Raw genomic sequence first — 17,425 nt, forward strand, 5'->3', positions numbered from 1 at the left:
GCGGCCAGCACCGCCCGCACCGCCCACCGCCCGAGCCCCACCGTTCGCGCGACGGCGACGTCCAAGGCGACGCGGCAGGCCGGCATACGACCGCAGAGCCCGCGCGCCAAGCGCGCCGCGGACGAGGCGGCACGTCGGCACCTGCGCGTGGCCGCCGTCCCGGACCCGACGCCCGCACCGCCGAAGCGGGCGACGTCGCCCGACCCGACGGCGACCCAGACCGACATGGCCCTGCCCGTGCCCGGCATCGAGGAGCTGCTCGGCGCGTCGATCGCCGCGATGCGCATCGCCGCGCAGGGGGCAGGGGTCTCGCCCGAGGAGATCGAGCGCCGGATCGCGTCGGCGCTCGCGTTCCTGCGCCGCCGGATCGAGGGCGACTACTCGGTCGACGAGTTCGGCTACGACGAGCACTTCGCCGAGAACGTCATCTTCCCGCTGCTGCGCCCGATCTTCCGGAGCTGGTTCCGGGTCGAGGTGCGCGGGCTCGAGAACATCCCGGCCGAGGGTGGCGCGCTCATCGTCAGCAACCACTCCGGCACCGTCGCGCTCGACTCGCTCATGGTCGCCCAGGCGCTCCACGACGAGCACCCGCAGCACCGGATCATGCGGGCGCTCGGTGCCGACCTCGTCTTCCAGACCCCGTTCATCGGGACGCTTGCCCGCCGGGGTGGGTCCACGCTCGCGGTCGGGTCCGACGTCGAGCGCCTCTTCGCGAAGGGCGAGCTCGTCGGCGTCTTCCCCGAGGGCTTCAAGGGCGTGGGCAAGCCGTTCAGCGAGCGCTACAAGCTGCAGCGCTTCGGTCGGGGCGGGTTCGTCGCGGCCGCGCTCAAGGCCGGCGTGCCGATCATCCCGACGTCCGTCGTCGGTGCCGAGGAGACCTACCCGATCCTTGGCAACATGAAGACCGTCGCCCGGCTGCTCGGCCTGCCCTACGCGCCGATCACGCCGACGTTCCCGCTGCTCGGCCCGCTCGGGCTCATCCCGCTGCCGAGCAAGTGGATCATCGAGTTCGGCGCGCCGATCGAGACCGCGAGCCACGGCCCGGGCGCGGCCGACGACCCGATGCTCGTCTTCGACCTCACCGACCAGGTGCGCGAGACGATCCAGCAGACCCTGTACTCGCTGCTCATGCAGCGCCGCTCCGTCTTCTTCTGACAGGCGACCCGCATGCCGTCCGCCCCCGACCCCCTCGTGCCCGACTCCGTCGGGCCCGGCTCCGTCGAGCCGCGCGTCACCCTCATCGGCAAACCCGGGTGCCACCTGTGTGAGGCCGCGCGGGCAGTCGTCGCCGAGGTCACGGCGGAGCTGGGGGAGTCCTTCACCGAGCTGTCGATCCTCGACCGGCCCGACCTCATGGCGCGCTACGCCGAGGAGGTCCCGGTGACCCTCGTCGACGGGCGGCAGCACGACTACTGGCGGGTCGACCCGGCCCGGCTGCGCGCGGCCCTGTCCCGCCCCCGTCCCCCCTCCCGCCCCTGACTCCAGCGTCCGCAACCCTGGTCGAGAAGCCGACCACCTCTGCGGACGCTCGCCCGGCCCCCACCCGTGCGTCCGCAACCTTGGCCGAGAAGCCGACCACCTTTGCGGACGCTCGCCCCGCCCCCGCTTGTGCGTCCGCAACCTTGGTCGAGAAACCGACCACCTTTGCGGACGCTGGCAGGTCGGGGCAGGTCGGGGTCGGTCTGAGCCGGTCGGGGGTGGGGGAAACGGTTGCGCACGGCGCTTGTACCAGAACGGTGCGGCCACCCCGTCTCGGGGTCGGCTTGTGACTTTGTGCATGGCTTCACAAGTGCGTACGCTGACCGGGTACCACCACTTCAAGACAGGAGCCGAAGGCCACGTGTCCGCCGACGTCGCAGCCCGCCGGGGCATCCCGGATGCGTCCGTGGCTCGACTTCCCGGCTACCTGCAGGCCCTGACGAGCCTCGCCGAGCGGGGCATCAGCTCGGTCAGCTCCGAGGAGCTCGCGGCCGCCGCCGGAGTGAGCTCGGCGAAGCTGCGCAAGGACCTCTCCCACCTCGGCTCGTACGGGGTCCGGGGCGTCGGCTACGAGGTGGACCGCCTCGCCTACGAGATCTCGACCGCCCTCGGCCTCACCCAGGACTGGCCCGTCGCGATCGTGGGGATGGGCAACCTCGGTCGGGCGCTCGCGGCATACAGCGGCTTCGCGACGCGGGGCTTCAACGTCATCGCCCTGCTCGACCGTGACGACAGCCTCGTCGGCACGCCCGTAGGAGACCTGGCGGTCCGGCGCATGGGTGACCTCGACGCCCTCGTGCGCGACGACCGGCTCGCCATCGGGGTCATCGCGACGCCGGCCGACTCCGCCCAGGACGTCGCCGACCGACTCGTGGGCGCCGGCGTCCGCTCCATCCTCAACTTCGCCCCCTGCGTGCTCGACGTGCCGTCCGACGTCATGGTGCGCAAGGTCGACATGTCGACCGAGCTGCAGATCCTCGCCTTCCACGAGCAGCGCCGCACCGGGGAGCTCGACCTGACGGCGCAGTCCGGTGTCGAGGGGGTGGTGGCCCTGTGAGCCTCCTCGTCCTGGGCCTGTCCCACCACGGCACCCCGATCGAGCTGCTCGAGGCGGCCGCCCTCGACCAGCAGTCCCGGGGGCGGCTCGAGAGCGCCATCGTCGGCTCGGAGCACGTCGTCGAGGCCGTCGTCGTCTCGACCTGCAACCGGACCGAGGTCTATGCCGAGGGCGTGACGTTCCACGGCTCCCTCACAGCGGTCTCGGAGTCGCTCGCCGCGGCCACGGGCGTGCCGCTCACCGACCTCCAGCCCCACCTCTACGTCCACTACGAGGACCGTGGCATCGCCCACGCGTTCTCCGTCGCCGCCGGCCTCGACTCGATGGCGGTCGGTGAGTCCCAGATCCTCGGCCAGCTTCGTGATGCACTGAGCCGCGCGCAGCGCCGCGGCCACGTCGGGCCGGCGCTCAACGTCCTTCTCCAGCAGGCCCTCCGGGTCGGCAAACGTGTGCACACCGAGACCGGGATCGACGACGTGAGCCGGTCCCTGGTCAGCGCCGGGCTGGCCCTGGCCGACGTCGTCGTCGGCCCCGTCGCCGGTGCCCGGGTCCTCGTCGTCGGTGCCGGTGGCATGGGCGCGCTCGCGGCGACGACCGTGACCCAGGCGGGTGCCGAGTCGGTGACCGTCGTCAACCGTGGCCTCGCCCGCGCCGAGCGCCTCGCCGAGCGTGTCGACGGTGTCGCCATCCCGTGGAACGAGCGCGCGGACGCTCTCAGCGACGCCGACATCGTCATCTCCAGCACCGGCGCGACGGGCGTGGTCATCACCGCGCGCGACGTCGAGGACGCCCGCCTCGAGCGCGACGGTCGCCCGCAGCTCTTCATCGACCTCGCCCTGCCGCACGACGTCGACATCGCCGTGGCCGACATCGACGGGGTCACCCGGATCGGGTTGGCCGAGCTCGGTGAGATCCTCGGCCGGGCCGGGGACGTCCCGCACGTGCGCGAGGCCCGCGACATCGTCACCGGCGAGGTCGCCGCATACCTCACCGAACGGTCCGCCGAGGCCGTCGCACCGACCGTCGCCGCCCTGCGCTCTCGCGCCAAGGAGGTCGTCGACGACGAGATGACCCGGCTCGAACGCCGCACGCCCGGGCTCGCGGACGCCGACCGGGCCGAGGTGCAGCGCGCCGTGCACCGCATCGTCGAGAAGCTGCTCCACGCCCCGACCGTTCGGGTCAAGGAGATGGCCCAGAACGGCCAGGGCGGCAGCTACGCCCGGGCGCTCAGCGAGCTCTTCGACCTGCACCCCCACGACGTCTCGGTCGTCTCGACCCCGCCCGTCCTCCGGTCGGTCGACGACGAGGAGGGGGCCCGGTGACGCTGCGCCTCGGCACCCGCCGCTCCGCCCTCGCCACGACCCAGTCGACCTGGGTCGCCGACCGTCTGCGCGCCCTCGGACACGAAGTCGAGCTCGTCGAGATCACGACGGCCGGCGACCGCGACCGCACGACTCCGCTCGCCACGCTCGGTGGGACAGGCGTCTTCGTCTCGGCCCTGCGCGACGCGCTGCGCGACGGCACCGTCGACCTCGCCGTCCACTCGCTCAAGGACCTCCCGACGACGCCCGAGGACGACCTCGTCGTCGCCGGCATCCCGCAGCGCGAGGACCCTCGGGACGCGCTCGTCGCCCGCGACGGGCTCACCCTCGGCGAGCTGCCCGCAGGGTCCACCGTCGGCACCGGCTCACCCCGGCGCCGCGCCCAGCTCGAGGCCCTCGGGCTGGGGCTGGAGCTGCGGGAGCTGCGCGGCAACGTCGACACCCGGCTCGCCAAGGTGGCCGACGGCGAGCTCGACGCGGTCGTGCTCGCGCAGGCAGGGCTCTCCCGCCTGTCGCGCACCTCCGTCGTCACCGAGGTCCTCGACCCGATCCAGATGCTGCCCGCGCCCGGCCAGGGCGCCCTCGCCGTCGAGGTCCGCGCCGCGGACACCGCCACCCGCACGGCGGTCGCTGCCCTCGACGACGCCGACACCCGGGCCTGCGTCGTCGCCGAGCGCGCCGTCCTCGCCGAGCTCGAGGCCGGCTGCTCGGCACCCATCGGCGCCCTCGCCGAGATCGTCCTCGGCGACGACGGTGACGAGCTGTCCCTGCGCGTCGTCGTCGCCAGCCTCGACGGCACCGGCGAGCTGCGTCGTTCCGCCACCGGGCTGCCCGCTGACGCCGAGCGCGTCGGCCGCGCGCTCGCCCGACTCCTCATCGAGGACGGCGCTGCCGACCTCGCGCCCTTGACACCGTCCACACCGAACGCCACGGAGCGTGACCAGTGAGCACCACCCGTTCGATCCGACCCACCACCCCCGCCCGCACCCCCGCCCGAGTCGCCTTCGTCGGCGCCGGTCCCGGGGACGCCGGGCTGATGACGGTGCGGGCCCTCGAGTACCTCGCGGAAGCCGACGCCGTCGTCATCGACCAGGTCGCCCGCGAGGAGGTCGTCGAACGCCACGCGCGCGCCGACGTCGAGGTCGTGGACGCCGGGCATGGTGAGCACGGACAGCCACTGACCCACGCCTCCCGCTCCAAGCTGGTCGTCAGGGCCGCCAAGGCCCACCCCGGTGGCCTCGTCGTGCGCCTCATGGACGGCGACCCGGCCACCTTCAACGGGCTCGCCGAGGAGGCCGCCGCCTGCGTCAAGGCCGGCGTCCCCTTCGAGGTCGTCCCCGGGGTGAGCTCGGTGAGTGCGGTCCCGACGTATGCCGGTGTCCCCCTCACGACGACCGGCTCGCGCGGCATCCACGTCATCACCGCCGGCCAGAAGCTCAAGGACCTCGCCGTCGCGACCGACCCGTCGGTGACCGTCGTCGTCCTGGGCCAGCCCGACACCCTCGTCGCCACCCTCGAGGCGCTGCGCGAGGCCGGCCGGGCCGGCGAGACCCCCGTGGCCATCACCGAGCGCGGCACGACCGTCGAGCAGGTGACCGTCACGACGACCCTGGCCGAGGTCGCCACCGCCGCGAAGTCGATCCAGTTCCCGGCGCTGGCCGTCGTTGGCGACACGGTCTCGCTGCGCGACAGCCTCTCCTGGTTCGAGACCAAGCCGCTCTTCGGCTGGAACGTCCTCGTCCCGCGCACCAAGGACCAGTCGGGCCCGATGGTGCGTCGCCTCGAGCGCTACGGCGCCCGCGCGACCACCGTCCCGACGATCTCGGTCGAGCCGCCGCGCACCCCCCAGCAGATCGAGCGGGCGGTCAAGGGCCTCGTCACCGGTCGTTACGAGTGGGTCGGCTTCACCTCGGTCAACGCCGTCAAGGCGATCCGCGAGAAGTTCGAGGAGTTCGGTCTCGACGCGCGGTCCTTCGCCGGGCTCAAGGTCGCGGCCGTCGGTGGTGTGACCGCGGACGCGCTGCGGGCCTGGGGCATCAACCCCGACCTCGTCCCGCAGGGCGAGCAGTCCGCGAAGGGCCTGCTCGACGAGTGGCCGCCCTTCGACGAGCTGCTCGACCCCATCAACCGGGTCTTCCTGCCACGCGCCGACATCGCCACCGAGACGCTCGTCGCCGGGCTGCACGACATGGGCTGGGAGGTGGACGACGTCACGGCATACCGCACCGTCCGGGCCGCCCCGCCGGCCGCGCCGATCCGCGACGCGATCAAGAGCGGCAGCTACGACGCGGTCGTCTTCACGTCAAGCTCGACGGTGCGCAACCTCGTCGGCATCGCCGGCAAGCCGCACCCGTCGACGGTCATCGCCTGCATCGGGCCGGCCACCGCCAAGACGGCGGAGGAGTGCGGCCTGCGCGTCGACGTCCTCGCGCCGGAGCCGTCGGCCGACCAGCTCGTCGACGCGCTCGCCGACCACGGTCGCTCGCTCGCGCTGGCCGCCGAGGAGTCCGGCGGCGCGGCCGTGCGTCCGAGCCAGAAGCGGCCCACGGCCCGTCGTCGCGCGAAGTGATCGGCGCCCGCCGGTGAACGCCCAGCGCCCGCGCCGCCTCCGCCAGTCGGGGGCGGTGCGTCGGCTGGTCGCCGAGACCCGGCTGCACCCGGCCGAGCTCGTCCTGCCCGTCTTCGTCCGCGAGGGCATCGACGCGCCGCAACCCATCGCCGCGATGCCCGGCGTCGTGCAGCACACGCTGGACTCGCTCGTCGCCGAGGCGCACCGCTGCGTCGACGCCGGTCTCGGCGGGATCATGGTCTTCGGCGTGCCCGCGACCAAGGACGCCACCGGGTCCGGGGCCGACTCCGACGACGGCATCCTCAACGTCGCCCTGCGCCGCGTCGTCGACGCCGTCGGTGACGACCTCGTCGTCATGGCCGACCTGTGCCTCGACGAGTTCACCGACCACGGGCACTGCGGCGTGCTCGACGCCGACGGCCGGGTGGACAACGACGCGACGCTCGTCCGCTATGCCGACATGGCGCTCGCGCAGGCCCGCGCGGGAGCCCACGTCCTCGGACTCTCCGGGATGATGGACGGCCAGGTCGCCGCCGTGCGCGAGGCGCTCGACGCCGCCGGGTTCACCGACACGATCCTGCTCGCGTATGCCGCGAAGTACACCTCCGCGCTGTACGGCCCGTTCCGCGAGGCGGTCCAGTCCTCGCTCGTCGGGGACCGCGCGACCTACCAGCAGGACCCGGCCAACACGACCGAAGCGCTGCGGGAGATCGAGCTCGACCTCGCCGAGGGCGCGGACATCATCATGGTCAAGCCGGCCCAGCCGCACCTCGACATCGTCGCGCTCGCGGCGCAGACGTCGACGGTGCCGGTCGCGGCATACCAGATCTCGGGGGAGTACGCCCAGATCAAGGCGGCCGCCGAGCGGGGCTGGATCGACGGCGACCGCGCCGTCCTCGAGTCGCTGCTGCACATCCGCCGGGCGGGGGCGCAGATCATCCTCACCTACAGCGCCCTCGACGTCGCCCCCCACCTCTGACTCCCCGGCCAGTCTCGCGACTTATTGCGCATTCCGGCCCCAGCAACACAACTGATTGCGCCTTCCGTTCACCGAGGTGAACGGAAGGCGCAATCAGTGGCGCGTCCTGGAACGGAATGCGCAATAAGTCGGGGGGTGGGGGCGGGTCAGGCCTGCTTGGCGAGCTGGACGTCGATGGTGATGGTGATCTTGTCGGAGACGAGCACACCGCCACCCTCGACCGCGGCGTTCCAGGTGAGGCCCCAGTCCTTGCGGTTGACGGTCGTCGTGGCCTCGAAGCCGGCCTTGGTGTTGCCCCACGGGTCCTGGCCGACGCCGCCGAACTCGACGTCGAAGGTCACCGGCTTGGTGACGTCCTTGATGGTGAGGTCGCCCGCGAGCGTCGCACCGTCGAAGGAGGTGGACCGGAAGGTCATGGCCGGGAACTGCTCGGCGTCGAAGAAGTCCGCGCTCTTGAGGTGGGTGTCGCGGTCGGGGCTGCCGGTCTCGACGGAGGCGATCTGGGCGGCGACCTCGACGGAGGACTGGGTGACGTCCTCGGCCACCTCGACGGTGCCGGAGACCTCGCGGAAGGTGCCGCGGACCTTGGAGACCATGAGGTGGCGGGCGACGAAGCCGACCTCGGTGTGGCTGGCGTCGATCGTCCAGGTGCCGGAGGGGAGCTGGACGGTGGTGGCGGCAGTGGTGGTCATGCGCACTCCTTGAAGAGGTGGGGGTTGTTGCTGTCCCCAGGGTCAACATCGGTTGTCTTGTCAATATTTCAACTATCCCGACATTTCCGGATCCCGCCGAGGTCGGTCGGCCCGGGCCCGCGGACCGCTAGCATGCGAGCGTGTCCACAGGGGAGAGCGAGGGGGTCCGCTGGCTGTCGCACGGCGAACAGCAGGCGTGGCGGGCCTACCTGCGCGGTCACCGCGAGCTCGAGGTGGCGCTCGAACGCGACCTCGACGCGTTCGGCATGAGCCTGCCCGAGTACGAGCTGCTCTCCATGCTCTCCGAGCAGGACGGGGACCGCGCCCGCATGTCGGTGCTCGCCGACCTCGTCGTGCAGAGCCGGAGCCGGGTGACCCACACCGCCAAGCGCCTCGAGGCGCGCGGCTGGGTCCGGCGCGAGCCGACCCCCGAGGACGGCCGGGGCGTGGCCCTGGCGCTGACCCCCGCCGGCCGCCGCACGGTCGAGGCCGCCGCGCCGGTGCACGTCCAGTCGGTGCGCGCCAACTTCGTCGACCTCCTCACCGCCGACCAGGTGGCGACCGTCCACGACGCGTTCGCGCAGGTGCGGGCCCACCTCGTCCCCGGGGCCCGGGCGGACGACGAGATCCACTGAGCGGGACAATGGGCGCATGACGTCCAGCCCCGCCAGCCCCGTCGCGCCCGCCCCCGACGCCACCAACGCACCCGACGCCCCCGCCTCCGCCGCCCTCCTCGAGCGCGCCACCCGCGTCATCCCCGGTGGGGTGAACTCGCCGGTGCGCGCCTTCCGGGCCGTCGGCGGCACGCCTCGGTTCATCGCCAGCGCCACGGGCCCGTGGCTCACCGACGTGGACGGCCGCCGCTACGTCGACCTCCTCTGCTCGTGGGGGCCGATGATCCTCGGGCACGCGCACCCCGACGTGCTGGCCGCCGTGACCGAGGCGGCGGGGCGCGGCTTCTCGTTCGGCACTCCCAGCGAGAACGAGGTGCTCCTCGCCGAGGAGATCGTCCGTCGCGTCGAACCCCTCGAGCAGGTGCGCCTCGTCTCCAGCGGCACCGAGGCGACGATGAGCGCCGTCCGGCTGGCTCGCGGTTTCACGGGCCGCTCCGTCATCGTCAAGTTCGCCGGCTGCTACCACGGCCACGTCGACGCCCTCCTCGCCGCCGCCGGCTCCGGCGTCGCGACCCTGGCACTGCCCGACTCCGCCGGCGTCCCGCGCGAGATGACGATGGACACCGTCGTCGTCCCCTACAACGACGTCGAGGCGCTCGAGGCCGTCTTCACCGCGCGGGGCAGCGAGATCGCCGCCGTCATCACCGAGGCCGCGGCCGGCAACATGGGCGTCGTCCCTCCGGCGCCGGGCTTCACCGAGGCGCTGCGCCGGATCACCCGTGAGCACGGCGCGCTGCTCATCTCCGACGAGGTCATGACCGGCTTCCGCTGCAGCCCGGCCGGGTGGTTCGGTCTCGAGGGACCGTATGCCGCGGGCGCACCCGACCTCTTCACCTTCGGCAAGGTCATGGGTGGCGGCTTCCCCGCCGCGGCCTTCGGGGGCAGCGCCGAGATCATGAGCCGCCTCGCACCGCTGGGCCCGGTCTACCAGGCGGGCACGCTGAGCGGGAACCCCGTCGCCACGGCGGCGGGCCTCGCCACGCTCAAGGGCTGCACCGACGACCTCTACCCGCGACTCGAGGCGACCGCCCGCACCATCGCCGACGCGGCGAGCGCGGCGCTGGCGGACGAGGGCGTCCCGCACACCGTGCAGTGGGCCGGCTCGATGTTCTCGATGTTCTTCCGCGGCGCCCCCGTGACGAACTACGACGAGGCACGCGACCAGGACACCGCGGCATACGGGCGCTTCTTCCACTCGATGCTCGAGCAGGGTGTCCACCTACCCCCGAGCGCGTTCGAGTCCTGGTTCGTCAGCGGCGCGCACGACGACGAGGCGGTCGGTCAGGTCGTCGCGGCGCTGCCCGCCGCGGCCCGCGCCGCCGCCCACGCCGGGTGACCGGGCGCTCAGGTTCGTTTGAGACAATCGGTGCCATGACGCCCTCCTCGACCGCCGACCGCACGGTCGTGCACCTCGTGCGGCACGGGGAGGTCCACAACCCCGAGCGTGTCCTCTACGGACGGCTGCCGGAGTTCCACCTCTCCCCGCTGGGCCGGGAGATGGCCGAGCTGGTCGCGGCGCACCTCGCCGACCACGACGTCACCCACGTGATCTCGAGCCCGCTCGAGCGCGCTCGCGAGACGGCGGCGCCCATCGCGGCCGCCCACGACCTCGAGGTCGAGCTCGACGCGCGGGCGCTCGAGGCCGAGAACGCCTTCGAGGGGCGTGCGGTCGCCGGGGGCAAGGGCATCTTCCGCGACCCGAAGATGTGGAGGCTCATGGTCAACCCGATGCGTCCGTCGTGGGGCGAGCCCTACGTCGACCTCGCCGCCCGCATGCAGGCCGCCGTGGACGACGCCCGGGAGCTCGGCCGGGGCCACGAGGTCGTCATCGTGTCGCACCAGGCCCCGATCTGGATGCTGCGCCTGGCCATCGAAGGGCGCCGTTTCGTCCACGACCCGCGGCGCCGCGAGTGCTCCCTCGCCTCGCTCACCTCGCTGACCTACGTGGGCGACGAGCTCGAGTCGCTCGCCTACAGCGAGCCCGCTGCCGCCCTCCTCCCGCAGGCCCAGGCGGGTGCCGGCGCATGACCCGCACCCCTTCTCGGTATGCCGTGTCCCGCGCAGCCGTGGCCCTCACCTCCGTGGTCGCGCTGCTCGCGCTGGGTGCGTGCTCGTCGGACCCCAACTCCATCGCCGAGCAGGCCAAGCAGGGCGACCAGAAGGGCTACATCGCCGGCAACGGCGCCCTCGAGCAGATCGCGGTCGGTGACCGGCTGAAGCCGATCACCCTCGAGGGCACCACCCTCGACGGACGACAGTGGTCGAGCACCTCCGAGCGCGGCAAGCAGGTCGTCGTCGTCAACATGTGGGCCTCGTGGTGCGGGCCGTGCATCAAGGAGATCCCGGACCTGCAGAAGGTCTGGACCGACGTCCAGGCCGCCGGCAAGCCGGTGCAGTTCATGGGGATCAACTTCCGGGAGGGTCCCGAACGCGGAGCGGCCCTCGCGCAGGAGACGAAGATGACCTACCCCAGCCTCACCGACGAGAGCGGCACCCTCATCCTCGCCTTCGGCCGCCAGGCGCCGGTGAACACGCCGTCGACCCTCATCCTCGACCGCGAGGGCCGGGTCGCCGCCCGCGCCAACGGAGTCGTGTCCGCCACGACGCTGCAGGGCCTCATCGACGACGTGCTGAAGTCCTGACCCCTTGACCGACACGATCGCCTCCGGCGCCCTGCCCCTCGCCGTCCTCGTGGCTGCGCTCGCGGGCCTGGTGTCATTCGCCTCCCCGTGCGTGCTGCCGCTGGTCCCCGGGTTCCTCGGCTACGTCACCGGCCTCAGCGACACCGCGCTGGAGCGGCGCTCGCGCGGACGCATGGTGCTCGGGGCGACGCTCTTCGTCGTCGGGTTCGCCGCCGTGTTCGTCGTCGGCTCGATCTTCATCGCCTCCCTCGGCCGCGCCCTCGTCGAGCACCGCGTCCTCCTCATGCGGGTCGGGGGAGTGCTCGTCATCCTCATGGGCCTGGTCTTCCTCGGCGTCGGGGCGAACGCCGGATCCCAGCGGCAGCTGGCCCCGTCCTGGCGGCCGCGCGCCGGGCTCCTCGGCGCACCTCTGCTCGGCGCCGTCTTCGGGCTCGGCTGGGCCCCGTGCACCGGCCCGACCCTGGCCGCGGTCCTCACGCTCTCCGCCTCGACCACGAACCCGAGCACCGGCCGCGCCGTCACCCTCGCGACGGCATACGCCCTCGGTCTCGGGGTCCCGTTCATCCTCGCGGCGGCCGGGATCGAGCGCTTCGGGCGCGTCTCCGGGTGGGTGCGTCGCCACCACCGCGCCATCCAGCTCGTCGGTGGAGGGCTGCTCATCGTCGTCGGGCTGCTCCTGCTCACCGGCGTCTGGGAGGAGCTGACCCGCTGGCTCCAGGCCGAGCTGGTCTCCGGGTTCGAGGTGCCGATCTGATGAGCCTGTCGACCCAGCCCGCCGACCCGCGCACCGAGCGTGACGACGTCACCCAGCCGCAGCTCGGGCCCCTCGGCCTGCTCCGCTTCGCCTGGCGCCAGCTCACCTCGATGCGCACCGCGCTGTTCCTGCTCCTGCTCGTCGCCGTCGCGGCCCTGCCGGGGTCGATCTTCCCGCAGCGCTCGATCGACGCCGTCCGCACGGCCGACTGGATCGCCCGCCACGAGACCGCCGGCCCGATCCTCGACACCCTCGGGTTCTTCGAGGTCTACGCCTCGCCGTGGTTCGCGGCCATCTACCTGCTGCTCTTCGTCTCGCTCGTCGGCTGCGTCCTGCCCCGGTCGAGGATCCACTGGAGGGCCATGCGCTCGCTGCCGCCGCGGGCACCGAAGCGGTTGGAGCGGCTGTCCGCCCACGAGTCGGTGACCCTCGACGGCGCCCCCGACGAGGTGCTGCGCGAGGTCCGGTCCGCCCTGCGGTCGGGGCGCTTCCGGACCCACTCGCACGACGCCACCACGGTGTCGGCGGAGAAGGGCTACCTCAAGGAGACGGGCAACCTCCTCTTTCATCTCGCCCTCATCGGCGTCATCGTCGGCATGGCGTGGGGCCACCTCCTCGGGTGGAAGGGCGACGTCATCCTCCCCGTGGGACAGACCTTCGCCAACACCGTCGCCCGCTACGACACGATCAGCCCCGGCCCGCTCGTCGACCCCGCCGACTTCACCCCGTTCACGATGAAGCTCACCCGCTTCGACGCGGAGTTCGAGGACGACGTCCAGGGGAAGGGGCAGTTCGGGTCGCCGCGCGACTTCACGGCATACGTCGACTTCACGAAGACGCCGGGCGCGGAGCCGGAGAAGAAGGTCATCCGGGTCAACGGCCCGCTCGAGACCGGCGGTGGGACGGCGTTCCTCCTCGGCAACGGCTACGCGCCGAAGATCACCGTGCGCAACGCGGCGGGCACGGTCCTCTACTCCGAGGCGACGCCGTTCCTCGCGCAGGACAACAACTACACCTCGGTCGGCGCCGTCAAGGTCGCGGGCGCCGGCCCCGCGGGCAAGCAGCTCGGGTTCGCGGGGCTGTTCCTGCCGACCGCGGTGCTCGACGAGCAGGGACCGCGCTCGGTCTTCCCCGACGCACTCGAGCCGGCGCTGGCGCTCAGCGCCTTCGAGGGCACGCTCTTCCCGCAGGGGCGCCCGCAGTCGGTCTACTCGCTCGACACCGACGACATGACCCAGCTCAAGAACGCCGACGGCTCCGACCTGCTGCGGATCTGGCTCACCCAGGGCCAGACCTTCACGCTTCCCGGCGGCCAGGGCTCGATCACCTTCGACGGTCTCGAGCGGTTCGCCGGCATCTCGATCCGCAGCGACCCGGGCAAGGAGCTGACGCTCGTGTCCGCGCTCGCTGCCCTGCTGGGGCTCATCCTGTCGCTGACGATCCGGCGGCGACGGGTCTTCGTGCGGGTTGCACCCGCCGCCGAGCAGGGACGTACCGTAGTGAGCATCGGCGGACTGGCCAAGGACGACGACGAGGGCATGGGCGAGCAGCTCGAGGACGTCCTCACCCGACTGAAGGAACGGCGCACGTGACGAACGAGACCCTGGCGAGCTACGCGAACCTCAGCCTCTACTCCGCCATGGCGGTGCTCACCCTGTCCATGCTCGGGTATGCCGGCTACCTCGCCGGGCTGCTCCCGGCCCGTGACGCTCGCGCCGAGTCCGCGGACGCCCCCGACCGTGAGCTCGTCTCAGCCGGTGGTGGATCGGCGGGCGACGGGGGGCCGTCGCGCGCCGACGCGGTGACCGCTCGTGGCGGCTCCGACGCGCAGGTGCCGCTGCGGGCCCGCAAGGCCGCCGGCGTCGCCCACACCCTGGCCCTGCTCGGCACGGTGCTCCTCTTCGCCTCGGCCGCCCTTCGCGGTGCGTCGGTGCAGCGCTGGCCGCTGGGCAACATGTTCGAGTTCGGTGTCGCGGCAGCGCTCTTCACGATGGTCGTCTTCGTGGCCTACGGGCTGCGCCGCGACCTGCGCTGGCTCGGGCTGTTCGTCGTCGCCCCGGTCCTCATCCTGCTCGGCCTGGCCAACACCGTCTGGTACACCGAGGCCGCAGAGCTCATGCCGTCGCTCAAGAGCGTGTGGCTCGTCATCCACGTCACCGTCGCGACCATCTCCGTGGGGCTGTTCGCGGTCGGGTTCGTCATCGCCCTGCTCTACCTCGCGCAGGACCGGTTCGGGACCGAGCGCGGCGTGCTGCGGGCCCTGCCGGACGGGAAGACGCTCGAGCGGCTGACCTACGGGCTGCACATCATCGCCTTCCCCCTGTGGACGTTCACCCTCATCGCGGGGGCGATCTGGGCCCGTCAGGCGTGGGGGTCCTACTGGAACTGGGACCCCAAGGAGGTCTGGACCTTCATCATCTGGGTCGTCTACGCGGCCTACCTCCACGCCCGGGTGACCCGCGGCTGGCGGCGCCAGTCGGCGACCTGGGTCGCGGTGGCGGGGTTCGTCTGCATCATCGTCAACTACGCCGTCGTCAACATGTACTTCGTCGGCCAGCACTCCTACTCGGGCCTCTGAGGTGAGCATGCTCCGCTACCTCATCCTGAGGACCCTCATCTTCACCGGCTGCCTCGCGGCGACCTGGCTGCTCGGCCTGCGTGACCGCGAGGAGCAGCTGCTCGCCGTCGTCATCGCGGCGGTCGCCTCGCTCGTCATCTCGGCGTTCGTGCTCAAGCCGTTCCGCCAGCAGGCTTCGGCCGACATCGCGTCACGGGTCGACCGCCGCGTCGAGCGCAAGCGGGAGCAGGGTGGCGACGAGGTGGCCGAGGACGCCGAGGTGGCCCGGCCCGACGCCCGCCGTGCCGCTCCGGACGACGGCAGCTCCGACTTCCGCTGACCCGCGGGCGGGCCTCAGCGGGAGCAGCTCAGGCGAGGGAACGGGAGGCGACGATCCCGGCGAGGACGGCGACAGCATACGCGAGCTCGTACCTGCCGGTCGAGCCGAGCACGGGCACGAGCCCACGCCCCTGGGTGCCGCCCGTGACGACCCTGACGGCGCCGGCGACGACGACGAGGGAGAGCAGGCCGGCCAGGGCCCACACGTCCCACAGCGCCATGACGCCGACGGCGAGGACGCTGACGGCGATGAGGCCGAGCCAGAGCCGGCGCGTCCCGGCGTCGCCGAGCCGCACCGCGAGGGTGCGCTTGCCCGACTCGGCGTCGGTGGGGATGTCGCGCAGGTTGTTGACGACGAGGATGGCCGAGGCGATGGCCCCGACCCCGACGGCCGCCGCGAGCCCGAACCACGACAGCGCCGCGGTCTGCGCGTACATGGTGCCGAGCGTGGCGACGAGGCCGAAGAAGACGAAGACGAAGAGCTCGCCGAGCCCCCGGTAGCCGTACGGCTTGTCACCGCCGGTGTAGGTCCACGCCGCCCAGATCGACCCGAGGCCGATGGGCAGGAGCCACCACGCCTCCGAGAGGGCGACGAGGGCGAGGCCGGTGACCGCGGCGAAGCCGAACGACAGGAACGCCGCCGCCTTGACGTTGCGCGCGACCGCGAGCCTCTGCCCGACGAGCCGCACCGGGCCGACGCGCTCGTCGTCGGTGCCGCGGATGCCGTCGGAGTAGTCGTTGGCGTAGTTCACGCCGACCTGGAGCGAGAGCGCGACGACGGCCGCGAGGATCGCGATCCCGTAGCTCGGCTCGGAGTGCTGGGCCGCCGCGGCGGTGCCGATGACGACCGGGGCGACGGCGGCGAAGAGGGTGCGAGGGCGCGCACCGGCGACCCACTGCTGGTACGTGGCCATGAGGGGAGGTGCCTAGAGTCCTTTGAGGAAGTCGGGGTCGTCGTCGGGCCCCCGGGGGAGCGGGCGGCGTGGTTGCGGTGTCGCCTTGGGGCGACCGGCGAAGAGCCACGCGAGCGAGCCCGCGAACGGGAAGAGCAGGATGACGAACACCCACACGAGCTTGGGCAGGCCACGGACCGCGCCGTCGTTGCTCTGGATGCAGTCGACGACGCAGTAGATCGACAGTGCGAGCGAGATGACCACGGGCAGGAAACGGAGCACGCGCCTATTCTCCCACGTCGGCGAAGAGTGCTCGGATCGCGGCTCGGTCGGGCTTGCCGGGCCCTCGGCTGGGGATCGCGTCGACCTCCCGGACCGCTCGGGGCAGGGCGTGGTCGGGCAGTATGCCGCGCAGCCGCTCCCGCAGACCGCTCACCCCGGGTGCCCCGTGGCCGGGGTCGCTCACGACCACGACGGCGACGACCTCGCCCCACTCGGGGTGGGGCACCCCGACGGCCACGGCCTCGCGGACGCCGGGGAGCGCGGCCACGGCCTCCTCGACGAGCCGGGGCGCGACCTTGAGGCCGCCGGTGTTGACGAGGTCGTCGAGGCGACCGTCCACGTGGAGGACCCCGGCCGCGTCGACGTGCCCGACGTCGTCGGTCCGGAAGGTCCCGGGCTCCGGGAAGGCCGCCGCGGTGAGGGCGGGGTCGCCGAGGTAGCCGGCGGCGACGACGGCTCCGGTGAGGTGGACCCGGTGGTCGCCGTCGAGGTGGACCCCGACACCGTCGAGCGGCCGGCCGGAGTAGACGCAGCCACCGGCGGTCTCGGACATGCCGTACGTCGTCACCACGGCGACCCCGGCCCCGGCGGCTCGGACGAGCAGTGCGGGGTGCGTGGCGGCGCCCCCGACGAGGACCGCGGCGAACCGGGCGAGCCGCTCGGTGGCGCCCGGGTCCTCGAGCAGGCGGGCGAGCTGGGTCGGGACGAGGGAGACGTGGGTGGGACGGTCGGTGGCCGGCAGGGAGTCGACCGCGGTGGACCAGGCCTGGGGCGTGAACCCGGCTGCGGGGTCCAGGACGTGCGGTGTGGTGCCGGCGACGAGCGAGCGCAGCAGCACCTGCAGCCCGGCGACGTGGTGGCCGGGCACGGTGAGGAGCCACTGGCCGTGCCCGCCGAGGCGTGCCGCGGTCGCCTCGATGCTGGCGTGCAGGGTGGTCGTCGTGAGCATCGCCCGCTTGGCGGCCCCGGTGGACCCCGAGGTCCCCACCACCACGGCCAGGTCGTCGGGGAGGTCGGGCAGGGTGCCCAGGACGGACGGCGACAGGTCCGGGGGAGGCGAGCCGGCGGCATACGGGGCCACGGGGTGGCCACCCTCGAGGGCCCGCGCGAGGCGCGGGAGGACGGCGAGGACGGCCGGGCCGGTAGGCACGGCGAGCGGCTCGATCCTCATGGCGACCACTCTAGG

At 72.8% G+C, this 17,425-nt stretch carries 19 protein-coding genes; 15 read left to right on the forward strand and 4 right to left on the reverse strand.

Annotation, left to right across the window (positions count from 1 at the left end):
* The 7 genes from N801_RS00005 to hemB all read left to right on the forward strand — a co-directional run.
* On the forward strand, positions 1-1,155 hold a 1,155-nt coding region (locus tag N801_RS00005; RefSeq protein ID WP_035931416.1), incomplete at its 5' end, for a lysophospholipid acyltransferase family protein.
* Between the two features lie 12 nt (positions 1,156-1,167).
* Positions 1,168-1,479, forward strand: coding sequence for a glutaredoxin family protein (locus N801_RS00010; protein ID WP_035931419.1), 312 nt, complete (start codon positions 1,168-1,170; stop codon positions 1,477-1,479).
* 361 nt (positions 1,480-1,840) lie between these two features.
* Complete coding sequence (locus tag N801_RS00015; protein ID WP_035931422.1) at positions 1,841-2,536, forward strand: redox-sensing transcriptional repressor Rex; 696 nt, start codon at positions 1,841-1,843, stop codon at positions 2,534-2,536.
* Entirely contained in the window at positions 2,533-3,858 is a 1,326-nt protein-coding gene (locus tag N801_RS00020) for a glutamyl-tRNA reductase (RefSeq protein ID WP_035931425.1), read from the forward strand. The genes N801_RS00015 and N801_RS00020 overlap by 4 nt, the downstream gene beginning before the upstream one ends.
* Positions 3,855-4,805, forward strand: a complete 951-nt coding sequence (gene hemC / locus N801_RS00025; protein ID WP_035931427.1) for a hydroxymethylbilane synthase — start codon at positions 3,855-3,857, stop codon at positions 4,803-4,805. The genes N801_RS00020 and hemC overlap by 4 nt, the downstream gene beginning before the upstream one ends.
* A complete protein-coding gene (locus tag N801_RS00030) occupies positions 4,802-6,427 on the forward strand; it encodes a bifunctional uroporphyrinogen-III C-methyltransferase/uroporphyrinogen-III synthase (protein ID WP_052112447.1) in 1,626 nt (541 codons plus the stop codon). The genes hemC and N801_RS00030 overlap by 4 nt, the downstream gene beginning before the upstream one ends.
* Before the next feature lie 13 nt (positions 6,428-6,440).
* The gene (gene hemB, locus N801_RS00035) at positions 6,441-7,406 is read left to right on the forward strand and encodes a porphobilinogen synthase (protein WP_035931432.1); all 966 of its coding nucleotides are present in this window, start codon (positions 6,441-6,443) and stop codon (positions 7,404-7,406) included.
* 146 nt (positions 7,407-7,552) lie between these two features.
* Here hemB and N801_RS00040 read toward each other — a convergent pair whose 3' ends face one another.
* Positions 7,553-8,098, reverse strand: coding sequence for a YceI family protein (locus N801_RS00040; RefSeq protein ID WP_035931435.1), 546 nt, complete (start codon positions 8,096-8,098; stop codon positions 7,553-7,555).
* A 140-nt stretch (positions 8,099-8,238) separates the two neighbouring features.
* Here N801_RS00040 and N801_RS00045 point away from each other — a divergent pair, with 140 nt between their 5' ends.
* Genes N801_RS00045 through N801_RS00080 form a run of 8 tightly spaced genes read left to right on the forward strand, consistent with a single transcriptional unit; the run spans position 8,239 to position 15,065 of the window.
* Positions 8,239-8,733, forward strand: coding sequence for a MarR family winged helix-turn-helix transcriptional regulator (locus N801_RS00045; RefSeq protein WP_035931437.1), 495 nt, complete (start codon positions 8,239-8,241; stop codon positions 8,731-8,733).
* Positions 8,734-8,749: 16 nt separating this feature from the next.
* On the forward strand, positions 8,750-10,108 hold the full coding sequence (gene hemL / locus N801_RS00050) for a glutamate-1-semialdehyde 2,1-aminomutase (protein WP_035931438.1): 1,359 nt from the start codon (positions 8,750-8,752) through the stop codon (positions 10,106-10,108).
* A gap of 35 nt (positions 10,109-10,143) precedes the next feature.
* Positions 10,144-10,800 (forward strand): histidine phosphatase family protein, encoded by a 657-nt coding sequence (locus tag N801_RS00055; protein ID WP_035931444.1) that lies wholly within the window; start codon positions 10,144-10,146, stop codon positions 10,798-10,800.
* Positions 10,797-11,414 (forward strand): TlpA family protein disulfide reductase, encoded by a 618-nt coding sequence (locus N801_RS00060; protein WP_035931449.1) that lies wholly within the window; start codon positions 10,797-10,799, stop codon positions 11,412-11,414. The genes N801_RS00055 and N801_RS00060 overlap by 4 nt, the downstream gene beginning before the upstream one ends.
* A 4-nt stretch (positions 11,415-11,418) precedes the next feature.
* Positions 11,419-12,168, forward strand: coding sequence for a cytochrome c biogenesis CcdA family protein (locus N801_RS00065; protein WP_035931453.1), 750 nt, complete (start codon positions 11,419-11,421; stop codon positions 12,166-12,168).
* Entirely contained in the window at positions 12,168-13,760 is a 1,593-nt protein-coding gene (resB, locus tag N801_RS00070) for a cytochrome c biogenesis protein ResB (protein ID WP_035931456.1), read from the forward strand. Before N801_RS00065 ends, resB begins: the two co-directional genes overlap by 1 nt.
* Positions 13,757-14,746: a c-type cytochrome biogenesis protein CcsB gene (ccsB, locus tag N801_RS00075; RefSeq protein WP_035931458.1), complete on the forward strand. Its 990-nt coding sequence runs from the start codon at positions 13,757-13,759 to the stop codon at positions 14,744-14,746. The genes resB and ccsB overlap by 4 nt, the downstream gene beginning before the upstream one ends.
* A 7-nt stretch (positions 14,747-14,753) precedes the next feature.
* Complete coding sequence (locus tag N801_RS00080; RefSeq protein ID WP_035931460.1) at positions 14,754-15,065, forward strand: DUF4229 domain-containing protein; 312 nt, start codon at positions 14,754-14,756, stop codon at positions 15,063-15,065.
* A gap of 28 nt (positions 15,066-15,093) precedes the next feature.
* Here the strand turns inward: N801_RS00080 and N801_RS00085 are convergent, their stop codons facing one another.
* From N801_RS00085 to menE, 3 genes are read right to left on the reverse strand one after another with little or no spacing between them, the layout of a single operon-like run.
* Positions 15,094-15,978, reverse strand: a complete 885-nt coding sequence (locus tag N801_RS00085) for a 1,4-dihydroxy-2-naphthoate polyprenyltransferase (RefSeq protein WP_035931468.1) — start codon at positions 15,976-15,978, stop codon at positions 15,094-15,096.
* Between the two features lie 12 nt (positions 15,979-15,990).
* Positions 15,991-16,239 carry a PLDc N-terminal domain-containing protein gene (locus tag N801_RS00090; protein WP_035931471.1) on the reverse strand — a complete coding sequence of 83 codons (249 nt, stop codon included), beginning with the start codon at positions 16,237-16,239 and terminating at the stop codon, positions 15,991-15,993.
* A 4-nt stretch (positions 16,240-16,243) separates the two neighbouring features.
* On the reverse strand, positions 16,244-17,410 hold the full coding sequence (menE, locus tag N801_RS00095) for an o-succinylbenzoate--CoA ligase (protein ID WP_035931909.1): 1,167 nt from the start codon (positions 17,408-17,410) through the stop codon (positions 16,244-16,246).
* Positions 17,411-17,425: the final 15 nt, after the last annotated feature.

It is taken from the genome of Knoellia aerolata DSM 18566 (genome assembly GCF_000768695.1).
Lineage (GTDB): Bacteria > Actinomycetota > Actinomycetes > Actinomycetales > Dermatophilaceae > Knoellia > Knoellia aerolata.

What these genes read in the sequence shown, in the direction of transcription:
- N801_RS00010 (WP_035931419.1), top strand. Translation starts at nt 1,168, where the DNA reads ATGCCGTCCGCCCCCGACCCCCTCGTGCCCGACTCCGTCGGGCCCGGC.
- N801_RS00040 (WP_035931435.1), bottom strand. Translation starts at nt 8,098, where the DNA reads ATGACCACCACTGCCGCCACCACCGTCCAGCTCCCCTCCGGCACCTGG.
- hemL (WP_035931438.1), top strand. Translation starts at nt 8,750, where the DNA reads ATGACGTCCAGCCCCGCCAGCCCCGTCGCGCCCGCCCCCGACGCCACC.
- N801_RS00055 (WP_035931444.1), top strand. Translation starts at nt 10,144, where the DNA reads ATGACGCCCTCCTCGACCGCCGACCGCACGGTCGTGCACCTCGTGCGG.
- N801_RS00060 (WP_035931449.1), top strand. Translation starts at nt 10,797, where the DNA reads ATGACCCGCACCCCTTCTCGGTATGCCGTGTCCCGCGCAGCCGTGGCC.
- resB (WP_035931456.1), top strand. Translation starts at nt 12,168, where the DNA reads ATGAGCCTGTCGACCCAGCCCGCCGACCCGCGCACCGAGCGTGACGAC.
- N801_RS00080 (WP_035931460.1), top strand. Translation starts at nt 14,754, where the DNA reads ATGCTCCGCTACCTCATCCTGAGGACCCTCATCTTCACCGGCTGCCTC.
- N801_RS00085 (WP_035931468.1), bottom strand. Translation starts at nt 15,978, where the DNA reads ATGGCCACGTACCAGCAGTGGGTCGCCGGTGCGCGCCCTCGCACCCTC.
- menE (WP_035931909.1), bottom strand. Translation starts at nt 17,410, where the DNA reads ATGAGGATCGAGCCGCTCGCCGTGCCTACCGGCCCGGCCGTCCTCGCC.